Source organism: Sinorhizobium psoraleae (assembly GCF_013283645.1).
Classification (GTDB): Bacteria; Pseudomonadota; Alphaproteobacteria; order Rhizobiales; family Rhizobiaceae; genus Sinorhizobium; species Sinorhizobium psoraleae.
In genome coordinates this window covers 394,283-406,902 of record NZ_JABEKV010000002.1, presented here as the reverse complement: position 1 = coordinate 406,902, position 12,620 = coordinate 394,283, and the positions used below count along the sequence as shown (strand labels likewise).

The 12,620-nt window shown below is 61.5% G+C and carries 15 protein-coding genes; 8 read left to right on the top strand and 7 right to left on the bottom strand.

Annotated features, from left to right (window positions below; translation table 11 throughout):
* Window positions 1-6 precede the first annotated feature (6 nt).
* A complete protein-coding gene (locus ILFOPFJJ_RS10795) occupies window positions 7-1,014 on the top strand; it encodes an NAD(P)H-quinone oxidoreductase (protein WP_173510551.1) in 1,008 nt (335 codons plus the stop codon).
* Between the two features lie 404 nt (window positions 1,015-1,418).
* On the opposite strand, the gene ILFOPFJJ_RS10790 is transcribed toward ILFOPFJJ_RS10795, so the two are convergent.
* Window positions 1,419-2,156 carry a DUF3750 domain-containing protein gene (locus tag ILFOPFJJ_RS10790; RefSeq protein WP_173510550.1) on the bottom strand — a complete coding sequence of 246 codons (738 nt, stop codon included), beginning with the start codon at window positions 2,154-2,156 and terminating at the stop codon, window positions 1,419-1,421.
* A 71-nt stretch (window positions 2,157-2,227) separates the two neighbouring features.
* Here ILFOPFJJ_RS10790 and ILFOPFJJ_RS10785 point away from each other — a divergent pair, with 71 nt between their 5' ends.
* Window positions 2,228-3,235: an asparaginase gene (locus ILFOPFJJ_RS10785; protein WP_173510549.1), complete on the top strand. Its 1,008-nt coding sequence runs from the start codon at window positions 2,228-2,230 to the stop codon at window positions 3,233-3,235.
* A gap of 4 nt (window positions 3,236-3,239) precedes the next feature.
* Here ILFOPFJJ_RS10785 and ILFOPFJJ_RS10780 read toward each other — a convergent pair whose 3' ends face one another.
* Window positions 3,240-3,992: a DeoR/GlpR family DNA-binding transcription regulator gene (locus tag ILFOPFJJ_RS10780; RefSeq protein WP_173510548.1), complete on the bottom strand. Its 753-nt coding sequence runs from the start codon at window positions 3,990-3,992 to the stop codon at window positions 3,240-3,242.
* Window positions 3,993-4,084: 92 nt separating this feature from the next.
* Between ILFOPFJJ_RS10780 and ILFOPFJJ_RS10775 the strand changes: the two genes are divergently transcribed.
* Entirely contained in the window at window positions 4,085-4,456 is a 372-nt protein-coding gene (locus ILFOPFJJ_RS10775) for a DUF4406 domain-containing protein (protein WP_173510547.1), read from the top strand.
* A 117-nt stretch (window positions 4,457-4,573) separates the two neighbouring features.
* Window positions 4,574-5,194, top strand: coding sequence for a glutathione S-transferase family protein (locus tag ILFOPFJJ_RS10770; protein ID WP_173510546.1), 621 nt, complete (start codon window positions 4,574-4,576; stop codon window positions 5,192-5,194).
* 74 nt (window positions 5,195-5,268) lie between these two features.
* Here ILFOPFJJ_RS10770 and ILFOPFJJ_RS10765 read toward each other — a convergent pair whose 3' ends face one another.
* A complete protein-coding gene (locus tag ILFOPFJJ_RS10765) occupies window positions 5,269-5,631 on the bottom strand; it encodes an MmcQ/YjbR family DNA-binding protein (protein ID WP_173510545.1) in 363 nt (120 codons plus the stop codon).
* Between the two features lie 58 nt (window positions 5,632-5,689).
* Window positions 5,690-5,884 carry a hypothetical protein gene (locus tag ILFOPFJJ_RS10760; protein ID WP_173510544.1) on the bottom strand — a complete coding sequence of 65 codons (195 nt, stop codon included), beginning with the start codon at window positions 5,882-5,884 and terminating at the stop codon, window positions 5,690-5,692.
* A 90-nt stretch (window positions 5,885-5,974) separates the two neighbouring features.
* Here ILFOPFJJ_RS10760 and ILFOPFJJ_RS10755 point away from each other — a divergent pair, with 90 nt between their 5' ends.
* Complete coding sequence (locus ILFOPFJJ_RS10755; RefSeq protein ID WP_173510543.1) at window positions 5,975-6,898, top strand: LysR substrate-binding domain-containing protein; 924 nt, start codon at window positions 5,975-5,977, stop codon at window positions 6,896-6,898.
* A 15-nt stretch (window positions 6,899-6,913) separates the two neighbouring features.
* On the opposite strand, the gene ILFOPFJJ_RS10750 is transcribed toward ILFOPFJJ_RS10755, so the two are convergent.
* Entirely contained in the window at window positions 6,914-7,573 is a 660-nt protein-coding gene (locus ILFOPFJJ_RS10750; protein ID WP_173510542.1) for a glutathione S-transferase family protein, read from the bottom strand.
* 231 nt (window positions 7,574-7,804) lie between these two features.
* On the opposite strand from ILFOPFJJ_RS10750, the gene ILFOPFJJ_RS10745 reads away from it, so the two are divergent.
* Window positions 7,805-10,135 (top strand): sensor domain-containing protein, encoded by a 2,331-nt coding sequence (locus tag ILFOPFJJ_RS10745; protein WP_173510541.1) that lies wholly within the window; start codon window positions 7,805-7,807, stop codon window positions 10,133-10,135.
* A gap of 286 nt (window positions 10,136-10,421) precedes the next feature.
* On the top strand, window positions 10,422-11,210 hold the full coding sequence (locus ILFOPFJJ_RS10740; RefSeq protein WP_173510540.1) for a L,D-transpeptidase family protein: 789 nt from the start codon (window positions 10,422-10,424) through the stop codon (window positions 11,208-11,210).
* A gap of 47 nt (window positions 11,211-11,257) precedes the next feature.
* On the opposite strand, the gene ILFOPFJJ_RS10735 is transcribed toward ILFOPFJJ_RS10740, so the two are convergent.
* Window positions 11,258-11,734 carry a MarR family winged helix-turn-helix transcriptional regulator gene (locus ILFOPFJJ_RS10735; RefSeq protein WP_173510539.1) on the bottom strand — a complete coding sequence of 159 codons (477 nt, stop codon included), beginning with the start codon at window positions 11,732-11,734 and terminating at the stop codon, window positions 11,258-11,260.
* Window positions 11,735-11,848: 114 nt separating this feature from the next.
* On the opposite strand from ILFOPFJJ_RS10735, the gene ILFOPFJJ_RS10730 reads away from it, so the two are divergent.
* Complete coding sequence (locus ILFOPFJJ_RS10730; protein WP_173510538.1) at window positions 11,849-12,271, top strand: organic hydroperoxide resistance protein; 423 nt, start codon at window positions 11,849-11,851, stop codon at window positions 12,269-12,271.
* A 76-nt stretch (window positions 12,272-12,347) separates the two neighbouring features.
* Here ILFOPFJJ_RS10730 and ILFOPFJJ_RS10725 read toward each other — a convergent pair whose 3' ends face one another.
* Window positions 12,348-12,560: a PhnA domain-containing protein gene (locus ILFOPFJJ_RS10725; RefSeq protein WP_173510537.1), complete on the bottom strand. Its 213-nt coding sequence runs from the start codon at window positions 12,558-12,560 to the stop codon at window positions 12,348-12,350.
* Window positions 12,561-12,620: the final 60 nt, after the last annotated feature.

Here is a 12,620-nt window from a genome sequence, read left to right as displayed (position 1 = left end):
GCCGCCATGACCCTTCCGACCGAAATGACCTATGTGGATCTGCCGGACCCGGGTGGACCGGAAAACATGGTCCTGGCACGCGGACCGCTGCCGGACGTCAAAGCCGGCGATATCCTGATCCGCGTCGAGGCGTCCGGCATCAACCGGCCCGACGTGCTGCAGCGCAAGGGCGACTATCCGCCGCCGCCCGGCGCGAGCCCGATCCTCGGTCTCGAGGTGGCTGGCGAGGTGGTGGCTCTCGGCGAGGGGGCAACCGGTTTCTCGATCGGCGACAAGGTCTGCGCGCTCGCCAATGGCGGCGGCTATGCGGAATATTGCGCGGTGCCGGCGACGCAGGCGCTCCATTGGCCGAAGGGCTATGATGCGACAAAGGCCGCCGCCCTGCCGGAGACTTTCTTCACCGTCTGGGCCAATGTCTTCGACATGGCGGGCCTCAAGACAGGTGAAACGATCCTCGTCCATGGCGGATCGAGCGGCATCGGGACGACCGCAATCCAGCTCGCCAAAGCGTTCGGCGCCGAGGTTTTCGTGACCGCCGGCAACGCCGAGAAGTGCAGGGCCTGCGAGGCGCTGGGGGCCAAGCGAGCGATCAACTATCGTGAGGAAGACTTCAAGGCCGTCGTGCTCGAAGAGACCGGCGGGCGAGGGGTCGACGTCGTTCTCGACATGGTCGGCGGGCGCTATTTCGACCGCAATATCGGCTCGCTCGCAAAGGACGGCCGTCTGTCGATCATCGCCTTCCTGGGTGGGGCGCGCGTGGAAAGCGCCAATATCGCACCCATCCTGACGAAGCGGCTGCATGTCATGGGATCGGCGCTTCGCCCACGCACGCCCGCTGAAAAACGGGCGATCCGCGACGGGCTTGCGGCAAAGGTCTGGCCACTGCTTGAAGGGCGCGCGGTGGCACCGGTCATTCACGCGGTCTTACCCTTCGAGAGGGTCGCCGACGGTCACCGCCTGATGGAAGAAGGCGATCATATCGGCAAGATCGTGATGACGATGGGCCGATCCTAAGAGTGCCAAAGCAGGTGATCTCACCGGTGCTTTCGCTCCCTAAGACGATAGTTGGTCTTGTATTCGGATGGGAATGACCTACCTTGGGGCCATCGTCAACGAACAGAAAGGAAGGTGGTCCAATGTCTAATGAGATTTCGAACCTCGTGACAGGCATGGGAGAGGTGAAGGAGTCGAGGCAGCCCTCGGCTTGATTGCCGCCTTCCTTGGGCCTGTGAGGCCCGGCCGTCATTAGGCCAGAACTCATGGAAGGGTCGCCTCGGGCGGCCCTTTTCCTTTTCTGAAAGAGTTCTCGCGCAGCGGTCCAGAGCAATTCAGGAAAGTGTGTAACGGTTTTCCGTCCGGAATTGCGCAGCTCCAAAGAGTTAGATCATTTCACTGCTTCAATGAAACAATGAATTGATCTAAATCCCGAAGCGGCCGAGCGCGGGGATTTTTACCCCGGGCCGTGCAATATCAACGCCCGCCACCAATCCCATGAAGTGCAGCTCCAGCCCACTTCGCCAGCCGGCGGAAATGCCGGCCAGCCCGTAGAGGGTTGCGTGCAGGTCGCCGCCGTCGCTATCGATGTGGAAAAGCTTGCCCTCCGGCAAGTAGTCGCGGCCGACAGCGTTCGGCGGTAGCACCGCGCCAATCTCGGGCACTGAACGAAGCACGTGCGCGACGAAGGTGTTCGAGTTCGGTCCGGGCCATAGCCTGTAGGTGCCGGGCGAGGCGTAGGGGTATTCGGCAATCGCCCGCTCGACCTTCGGAATCAGGCGTTGCGCCTTCTCTCCCGTGATCATGACGACGATGCGCGGCTCGTTCGAATACCACCGGCCATCGGCCTGATAGGCATTCTTGCGGACCGGTTTGCCCCAGCCGACCTTTTCGTATCGGGTATAGGCCAAGGCCCCTTCATCCTTGGTGACGATCCACGCGTGGCTGGCGACGGCCCCCTTCATGCCGCCGGTGGTTGCCGAGAGGATATAGACTGCCGCCTCCGGGCTTTCTGCCGGTTTGGGGAGAAGACCGGCAGATGACCAATCTGCCTCCCGCCAGCTCTGCGGCCTGTCCTTGATGTACCACCAGCCGGCCGAGGCAAGTGCCGGAAGCAGGTAGATGAGCATAAAGGCGACAAACAGCCTGCGGATGAATTTCATCGCACACCCCGGTTCCCAGCGATCGGATTCCTGATAAATGCAGAGGCGAAAGAGGAATTTTGAGGGCAAGCATGTCTAATCCGGTCCTGGTCGAAGTAACCCGCGGAAATCTCGTCGAAAGCCGTCATCGCGGCACGGTGATCGTTGTCGACGGCGACGGCAACACCGTGTTTTCGTTGGGCGATACGGATGCTGCCGTCTTCCCGCGTTCGGCCTGCAAGGCCATGCAGGCCCTGCCGCTGGCCGAGAGCGGCGCGGCGGACGCCTACCGGTTCGGCGCCAAAGCGCTGGCGCTCGCCTGTGCCTCGCATTCCGGTGAGCCGGAACATGTCGCGCTCGCGGCGGAAATGCTGGCGGCAGCCGGCCGTGACGTCGATGCGCTGGAATGCGGCGCCCACTGGTCCTTCGACCAGAAGACGTTGATCGCGCAGGCGCGTTCGATCGAGGCGCCGAGCGCCCTGCACAACAATTGCTCCGGCAAGCACGCCGGCTTCGTCTGCGCCTGCTGCCATTCCGGCACGGAAGTCCGTGGCTATGTCGGCTACGACCATCCGATCCAGCAGGAAATCCGCGGTGTCATGGAAAGTCTTACGGGGGCAATCCTCGCGCGCGACAATTGCGGGGTCGATGGCTGCTCGATCCCCACCTATGCCGTACCCCTGAAGGGGCTCGCCCACGGCTTCGCCAAAATGGCGACAGGGGTGGGGCTTGCGGCGGAACGGTCGCGCGCGTCCAGGCGTCTGGTCGAGGCTTGCATGGCCGAACCCTTCTACGTTGCCGGCACCAAGCGTGCCTGCACGCGGCTGATGAGGGCCGCGCCGGGCCGCATCTTTGCCAAGACCGGTGCCGAAGGCGTCTTCTGCGCGGCAATTCCAGAGAAGGGGGTCGGCATTGCGCTCAAATGCGAGGACGGCACGACCCGCGCCGCCGAGGCGATGGTTGCCGCGACGCTTGCGCGGTTCTTCGCCGATGAACCGCAGATCCACACGGCGCTGATGGCGCAAGCCAACCACCCGATGCGCAACTGGAACGGCATGCATGTCGGCGACGTGCGCGTGACGGAGGCGTTTGGGGCGTGAGCCTCTACGCCATGATCAGTGCGGTGGAGCCGTCGCCATAGGGTGACAGGGGCTCGGCTGCCATGTCCGCCGGCACGACGAGGCCGGCGAGTTCGCTGACGCTCATGATGCGGTGAGGGGAGGCTGCGCCGAATTTCTCCGGCGTCGCGAGCACATAGGTTTCTGCGGACTGCCGGGCGATTGCCCGTTTTATCGCCGCTTCTTCGTAGTCTCCGGTCGAAAGCCCATGCGCCGGATGGATGGCGGTAACCCCGAGGAAGAAGATGTCGACGCGGATCTGTTCGATTGCGGCGACCGCCGTCGCCCCCGTCGCCACCATGGAATGTTTATAGAGCCTGCCGCCGATCAGGATCACCTCGGCGTCGTGTTTTTCGAGTTCGGCGGCGATCGTCGGACTGTGCGTGACGATGGTCGACCGCAAGTCGCGCGGCAAGGCGCGAGCGAGTTCCGCATTGCTCGTGCCGCCGTCGAGAAAGACGGTTTGCCCGGGCTTGACGAGGTCCGCCGCCCGTCGTCCGAGCCGGCACTTGAGGTCGCTGGCGATCGCCTGGCGGGCGGCGAAATCCGGAAGCGGCGGCGTCAGCGGCAGGGCGCCGCCGTGAACCCGCTTCAACAGGCCCTCGGCCGCCATTTCCCTGAGGTCGCGACGGATGGTGTCTTCCGAAAGCCCGAGTTCGTCGGCGAGCGCCTTGGCAACGACTTGCCCGTCGCGGGCAAGCCTTGTCGAAATCATCGCTCGTCTCTGTGTTGTCAGCATCGATTCCCCTTGATTCTTCACGATATTGCATGAATATTCGCGATAACTCCAGAAATATCTGGAAGTTTCGTGCAAAAATCATGGAGAAAGTCATGCTAATTCTGATTGCCGGCCCCTACCGCTCCGGGACGGGGGACGATCCATCGAAAATGGCGGAAAACTTGAAGCGTCTGGAGGAGCCGTCCTATGCGCTCTTCAGGGCTGGGCATGTGCCGATGATCGGGGAGTGGGTTGCCTTACCCGTGTGGCACGCGGCCGGTGGAAGCCGGGTGGGCGACGAGCTTTATGAGGAGATCTTTCATCCCGTTGCCGGCCGGCTGCTTGCGCTCTGCGACGCCGTCCTGCGCTTGCCGGGCGAGTCCAAAGGCGCAGATAATGATGTGCGCATCGCCCGCGAGCGCGGCATTCCGGTCTACGACCGCCTCGAAGATGTGCCGGGCTGTGCAGGGACGATAGCCGCGTGACCGAAAGGCCCGGCGGATCATAGACGCCGGGCCGTTCCGGACCTTGTCAACCGCGGCAATTTCATTTCTTCTGCTGGCGAATTTTGTGGCCGCCGCACCATCATGGGAGGCAGAATGATGCTGAAACTGTTTTACGCCCCGGGGACCTGCTCGCTCGCTTCGCATATCGCCCTCGAGGAAGTGGGCGCCGCCTATGAGGCGCGACGCGTCGATTTCGCGAAAGCAGAACAAACCACGCCGGAATATCTTGCGATCAATCCGAAAGGGCGAGTTCCGGCTTTGGTGACGGACCGCGGCGTGCTCACCGAAACCCCGGCCATCCTGGCCTATATCGCCCAGAGCTTTCCAGACCGCCGCCTTGCGCCGCTTGACGATCCGTTCGCGTTCGCACGGCTGCAATCCTTCCTGAGCTATCTCTGCTCCACCGTGCACGTGGCCCACGCGCATGCGCGACGCGGTGCCAGATGGGCAGACGATCCGGCGGCGCATGAAGCGATGAAGGCGAAGGTGGCATCAAACATGGGCGACTGCTTCGCGCTCATCGAACGCGACATGTTCGCCGGCCCTTTTGTCATGGGAGAGGGTTATACGATCGCAGATCCTTATCTCTTCACCATCGCCAACTGGCTGGAGGCGGATGGCGTCGATCCGGGACGTTTCCCGAAGGTTCTCGACCACCGCAACCGCATGGTCGCACGACCGGCCGTCGCCAAGGTGCTGGCTGCGGTCCAGGCGTAGAGCAATTCCAGGAAAACTGTGTAGCGGTTTTCCGTCCGCATTTGCGTTTCAAGGAGTTGGAGCGTTTCAGCGTTTCAGCGAGCCGGGGAGCCGAAGCGACGTGCGAGGCGCTCCGGCGCTTTTTCGCGCCAGGCCGCGATCAGCCGTTGCGTCAGTGTTTCGTCGTCGATTGCAGCGAGCCTCACCAGCATTGCCGGCCAGCCTTTGTAGTGGTCGGTCTCGAAGAACAGGGATGGGTCGAGTTCCATCAGCATCTCCTTCTCATCGAGCGCGCACATCACCACCAGCGTCTCTGCGTCCTTCATCCGCACGAAACTCTTGCCTTTGACGAGGAGGGCCGGCGTCCCGTAGGACGTGCCGACCGCCGTTTCCGGCAGGCCTGCCGCCTCCGCCAGCCGCCGCACACGTTCGAAAGAACCTTCGAGATCATCGCTCATGCATCACCATCGCTTGCGCGAAGCGCATAGAAGTCGCGTCCTACAGTCTATCCTCAGATCAGACGCAATCGCAATGATCGGGCGCGACCCGTGGCCAGGGCCATCCCGGAAACGGCAGATCGGCAAGCTCCCGCTCTTCCATGCGAGCGAGATCCGGGTGCTGCAACGGATCGCGCTGCCAAGCGAGCGGCATTTCGGCACGATCGCCGTAGGCCAATGAAGTACGCTTGAGCATCGTTAGAATCTTCAGCATGGCGGACCACCCTTTCGATAGGACCCAGCATCCGCTCGTCACGGCAGGAATTCAATTGAGATTGACGGCTGTTCGTTTTAGAAAAACTACATGAAGGAACTGAACACAGTCCACCTCAACGGCCTGCGTGCCGTCGAAGCCGCTGGCCGCCTCGGCTCGCTCGCAAGCGCTGCGGCAGAACTCGGCGTCACGGTCGGCGCCGTCAGCCAGCAGATTGCCAAGACGGAAGCGCAACTCGGCCGCATGCTTTTCGAGCGTACCGCCCGCGGGCTCGTCGCAACGGATTTCGGGTGCCTGTTCCTTGCACGGCTTTCGAGCGCCTTCGGAGAGCTTGCCGAGGCGGTGGCATCGGCGCGGCGACGCGATGAATCGGTGTTGACGATCTCCGTGGCCCCGGTCTTCGCGGCCCGGTGGCTGGTTTATCGGTTGAACCGCTTTGCCGAGCGGCATCCGGATATCCGGCTGAGGATCGACGCGACGACGACGCTCGTCAATCTGGACACTTCCGACGTCGATGTCGGCATCCGCGTCGGCGCCGGTGACTGGCCGGGTGTCCATGCCGAACTCCTGCTGGAGCAGGAGATCTTCCCTGTTTGCTCGCCGAGCATGGCCGCGGATCTGCGTGTGCCTGCAGATATTCTAAAGCTTCCGGCGGTGATCGACGGTCACTCGATGTTCACATGGGAAGTGTGGTTCAAGGAGGCTGGCCTTTCGGGTTCGCAGATGACGGTGCGCCACACCTTCAACGAGGCCTCGCTCGTGCTTGACGCGGCAATTGCCGGGCAGGGGGTCATGCTCGCCTGGCAGACGCTCGCAGGCTTTGCCGTAACCGAGGGCAGTCTGGTTGCGCCCTTCGACATCCGGGCAAAAACCGGCTTCGGCCACTATTTCGTGCGCTCGCCATCCCGGCGCGAGAGCAAGGCCGCGCTGGCTTTCAAGCGCTGGGTGCGCGATGAGGTGGAAGAGGGAATGCGCCTGCTTGACGGCAAGATTGCCGGATATTCCGGCAAGTGATTCCGCCCGTCGCTCTTATTCCGGTTCTTTCAGCCGCTCCTCCATCATCGCCTTGAAGCAAGGACGCGACTGGCAACGCGCAAGCCACGCCTTGACGTGCGGATGCCTTTCGAACAACGCCGTCTGGCTCATGGTGTAGCGAAAGACCTCGGCGAGGTTGAGATCGGCGACCGTGAAGCGGTTCCCGACGACATAGTCGTGGCCCTTGAGATGCGTTTCGAGAACGCTGAAGGCTTTCTCGAGTGATTGGGCGCAGGCGGCGATGCGCGCCTGACCTTCGGGCGTATTCTCGATGCCATTGTCGTAGGCGAGAATGATCTTGACCGCATGCGGCTCCACCTCGGTTGCCGCCCACATCGTCCAATTGCCCATTTGTCCGTCCTCGCCGAGATCGGCCGGCGCGAGAGGACCGCCATATTTGCGGGCGAGATAGAGATTGTTGGCGAGCGATTCCGTCAGGACAAGGCCGTCATCGTCGATCGCCGGAATGAGCCCCATCGGATTGATGGAAAGAAAGCCCGGCGACTTGGTGTTGAGCGGCGCATCCACGGCCAGCGGATCGGCGACGCGGCGCGCCTGGATCACCGAAACAGATGTGAAGGGAATCCCAAGCTCGCGCGCCATCCAGTAGTTGCGCGACGCGCGCGAACGATAAACTCCGTAGATTGTCAGCATCCGGGCTCCCCTCCGCCTGTTCGATGCGCAACTTCATATGCGATCGCAGGCGGCGACAGAAGCGTCCCCAATTGATGTTGCTCATGAAATGTTTTGATGAAACGTCCTGATCCACGCTGCAACTTTTAGACGATTTTTTCCGGCAACATTTAGAGAAGTATAACCTCTATTGACTAGAGCTGAGGCTGGAACGACCAACGGATATTTGCGCTGCTCTTCCGGAGGCTTTGCTTGGCAAGGAAAACGTCTCGCAATACTCGCTATGCCGCCCTCAATGCTGGCGACAACGCGGAGACGCGTCGGCTGATCGCCGCCAGCAACCGGCTGGCGGAAGAGGTGGCGCGCATTTTCCCGTCCGAGCCGGACATCGCCGATCGTCATTATTGGCTGGAGACGATGATCAATCATGTCCCGGACTACATCTATGCCAAGGACACGAAAGGCCGCTTTCTTATTGCCAATGAGGTGACGGTCGCCGACAACGGGCTTGAAAGCTTGCAGGATCTCGTGGGCAAGACCGATTTTGACCTGCACCCGACGAAGTTCGCCCAGGCTTTCGCTGACGTGGAACAGCGTGTGATCGAGACTGGCGAACCGATTTTCGGCATCGAAGAGCGGGCCATGGTTACCAAGGGGCGCGATCGCTGGTTGATGACGTCCAAGGTACCGCTACGCAACAAGGGCGGCACGATCGTCGGCATCGTCGGCATTTCGCGCGATATCACCGACCGAAAAGCGGCGGAACGTTTGCTCGAGGGGCAGGCGCGACTGCTGGAGATGATAGCGAAGAGCGAGCCGCTCGATCAGTTCTTCACCGATCTCATCCTGCTGATCGAGTTGCTGTTGCCCGGCGTCAAGGGTTCCATCCTGCTCCTCTCCGAGGACGGTCGGCATCTTGTGCATGGCGCTGCCCCAAGCCTGGACGTATTTTGCGCCACGATCGACGGCGTCGAAATCGGTCCAGCAGTCGGTTCGTGCGGAACGGCGGCGTGGCGTGGTGAACAGGTGATCGTCTCGGACGTGTATTCTGATTCCTTGTGGGCGGGCTATGCAGATCTCGTGAAGCCTCATGGCTTCCGTTCCTGCTGGTCGACGCCGATTCATTCTCACGAAAGCAACGTGCTTGGCACGTTCGCGCTCTATTCCCAGGAGGTCGGCGTTCCGAGCGAGCAGCAGAAGGAACTGATCGCCATGGCGACGCATCTCGCCGGGATCGCGATCGAACGCAAACGAGCCGAAGACAGAATAAGCTTCATGGCGCACCACGATGCGCTGACGGGCCTTCCCAATCGCGTTCTGTTCGAGGCGCAGGTGGCGGGTGTGCTCGAGGCAATTCGCGGCCGCGATCAGTGGGCCGTGCTGGCCTTTCTGGATCTCGACAATTTCAAGCTCATCAATGACAGTCTTGGGCATACGGCCGGCGACGACCTGCTGAAGGCTGTTGCCGAACGTATGCGCGCCGCCGTGCGCAAGTCGGACATGGTCGTGCGGGTCGGCGGCGACGAGTTCATTCTTCTCTTGAACGGCCTGCCGACCGAGCGCGACATCGTCTTGTCCCGTCTGGAGGACATCCGGGCGGCCATTGCCGCGCCGGTTCAACTCAACGGCCGCAGCCTGCAGGTGACCTGCAGCATGGGTGTCGCCTGCTTTCCCAATCAGGGCCGGACAGTCAGCGAATTGCTTGCAAATGCCGACGCGGCGATGTACCGCGCAAAGGAACTCGGTCGCAACAACCTCCAGGTCTTTACCGAAGAGATGGCCGCCAAGGCCCACGAGAAGCTCTTGCGGCATGAGGAACTGCGGGAAGCGATCGCCCGCAATGAATTCCTCCTGCATTTTCAGCCGCAGATGAACCTTGTGACCGGCCGTGTCTTCGCCGCAGAGGCGTTGTTGCGCTGGCAGCACCCGGTGCACGGTGTGATGTCGCCCGGTGCCTTCATCCCGCTGGCGGAGGAGACCGGCCTGATCGTGCCGATTGGCGATTGGGTGCTGAAAGCCGCATGCCGTCAGTGCAAGGCCTGGCAGGAAGCCGGCCTGCCGCCGTTGATTGTCAGTGTCAATGTTTCCGCTCGGCAGTTCCTCGAACGCAACTGGGCGGCCCGCGTGGCGGCCGTGCTCGCCGAAACCGGATTGGAGGCGCGTTACCTTGAACTCGAACTGACCGAGAGCCTGATCATGCAGGACGTGCCGGGCGCAATAACGACAATGCATGAACTGGAGGCGATCGGCGTACATCTCGCTATCGACGACTTCGGAACCGGCTATTCGAGCCTCAGCGCACTTAAACGATTCCCCGTGCAACGGCTGAAGATCGACCGCTCCTTTGTCGAGGACATTCCTTCGGATGTCGATGACAAGGCGATCACCTCGGCGATCATCTCGCTTGCGCAGAATCTCGGTCTTCGGGTCATCGCCGAAGGCGTGGAAACGGAGGCGCAGGTCGATTTCCTGCGGCAAAGCGGTTGCGACGAGATCCAGGGCTATTTCTTCAGTCCGCCGCTGGTCGCCAGGGATTTCGAGGCACTGCTCCGCCAGTCCGGGCTCCACGCTGAGGGCCTCTGAGCTGTGCACCGGTGGTTGCAGAGCGCCGGTGCCACGATTGTGATAGGAAGTTTGCTGACATCAGCTTCGTTCCAGCCGTAGATGCATAGCCCGCCACTCGATAGGGCGAGGACAAGCATTAACACCGTTCAGTTCGAAACCCGACTTGAGAATCGATCACGATGATTTTGGATTGATTTAATGCGAAATCATCGTGATCTTCCTGACCAGAGCGGAGTGGCGCGAATCGCCGTTTGAGGTCGCGCCGTCCCCTTCCGCTTGCTGCACTCAAACCCGTTAGAGTTCGATGCCAACGCTGTCCAATTTTTCCCGCCGCCAGTTTCTCCGCACATCCGGACTAGCAGTCGTCTCCGCCGGGCTTGCGAGTTGCACGTCGTCAATGAACACGGACCGCTTTCGGCAACAAACCGCGCCGGTTTTCCGCAATCCCGCGCTGGAGGGACGCTGGATCGATCCACGTACCGGAGCGTTCCTGGAAGGGCCTGTTGACGAGGGGTCGCTGCCGACCGGCCTGCCGCCGCAAGACCCCTACTACTCGGCAATTTACGCGGCGGTAGACGATGGCGGCTACCAGGTTCCGGCGGTGCCTTACCAGCAGATCGACGCTCGATTCTATCGCCAGGAAGTCGATGATCCATTTGGCGAGCAGCCGGGCACGATCGTGGTCGATACCGCTGATCGCTTTCTCTATCTGGTCCAGCCGGGCGGAAGGGCAATGCGTTACGGCGTCGGCCTCGGTCGTGAGGGTTTTGCCTGGTCGGGACGCGGTGTCATTCAGTGGAAGCAGAAGTGGCCGCGCTGGACGCCCCCGGGTTCTATGATCGAACGCCAGCCCGAGCTCGCGCGCTATTCGGAAAGCGCCGGCGGCATGTCGCCGGGCTTGAACAATCCTCTCGGCTCACGCGCGCTCTATATCTTCCAGAACGGTCAGGACACCCTGTACCGTGTACACGGAACGCCGGAGTGGCAGTCGATCGGTAAGGCCGTTTCGTCCGGCTGCGTGCGCATGCTCAATCAGGACGTGATGGATCTCTACGATCGCGTCCGCGGCAAGGCCCCGATCCTCGTCGTCTAGCGCCAGAGGGTCCGTCATTCGCTCAAGAGGCGACGGCGCGAGCCCGGTCAGCTTTCCTGTTGGCTACTGCCCAGTCGTTGGGTCAGACGATGCAGCGCCTCACGCAGGTCGCGGATCTCCTCCAAAGTGCATCCGCTTGCCTTGCCGATCTCGGCGAGTATGCCAAAGGCTTCGGCCTTCAGACGCCGACCCTTTTCGGTGAGACTGACGATTACCTGTCGCTCGTCGCCGGGATCGCGCAACCGACTTACATAACCGGCCGCCTCCAGTCGCTTTAGCAAGGGCGAAAGCGTGCCGGAATCGAGGCCCATTTCCTCGCCGATCCGTTTCACCGTCATGCGGTCCTGCTGCCAGAGAGCGAGCAGGACGAGATACTGCGGATAGGTGAGGCCAAAACGGTCAAGCAGCGGCTTGTAGGTGCGGTTGAAAGCATGCCCCGCCGAATAGACTGCGAAGCAGAGCTGCTGGCCAAGCGTCAGCGCCTCATCGGGTATTGCCTCAAATTTTGCCGCCTTGCTGGTCATGATTGCATTGTCGCAAATTCAAGGCGGTAATGCAATTTGCAAAATTAATTTGCGCGCAATTTAATTTTACGATATGCAATGACCATCAGCAACGACCACACGAAGGAGACTGCCATGCCTATCCTCTATCGCACCACCGCCTCGGCAACCGGCGGCCGCGCCGGCCAGGCCAAGAGCGCCGACGGTATCCTTGACGTTACCCTCACTGTCCCGAAGGAGCTTGGCGGCGACGGCGCCCGTGGCACCAACCCGGAACAGCTCTTTGCAGCAGGCTATTCCGCCTGCTTCCTCGGCGCGTTGAAATTCGTTGCCGGCAAGGAAAAGGTAAAGCTTTCGGAAGACACGAAAGTGACGGGTACGGTCGGAATCGGCCCGCGTGAAGACGGCACAGGTTTCGGCATTGATGCAGCGCTCGAAATTTCTTCGCCCGGCGTCGACAAGGCCGTGCTCGAGGATCTGGTCCAGAAGGCGCACGTAGTATGCCCCTACAGCCATGCGACCAAAGGCAATATCGATGTAAAGCTGACGGTGGCTTGAAGCGAAACGCGCTTGCAGTTCTCGTCTTGAAGCCCGGGGATACTCCGGGCTTCAGATATCGGACGGCGGGGCCGCCTCAAGCCTTCTTGAGGAATTCGGTGCGCAGCACCAGCCCCTTTATCTTTTCGACCCGGCATTCCACTTCGTCGGGATCGCCGGTCAGGCGGATGCCCTTCACCAGCGTGCCACGTTTCAGCGTGGTGGAGGTTCCTTTCACCTTCAGATCCTTGATCAGCGTGACATTGTCGCCGTCCTTGAGGACGGCGCCGTTCGAATCCTTGGCTTCCACAGTCAATCCTTTCTGGGCCGCAGGATGCGGCCTGGGTCAATGCGTCGGGAGAGCGGGGGC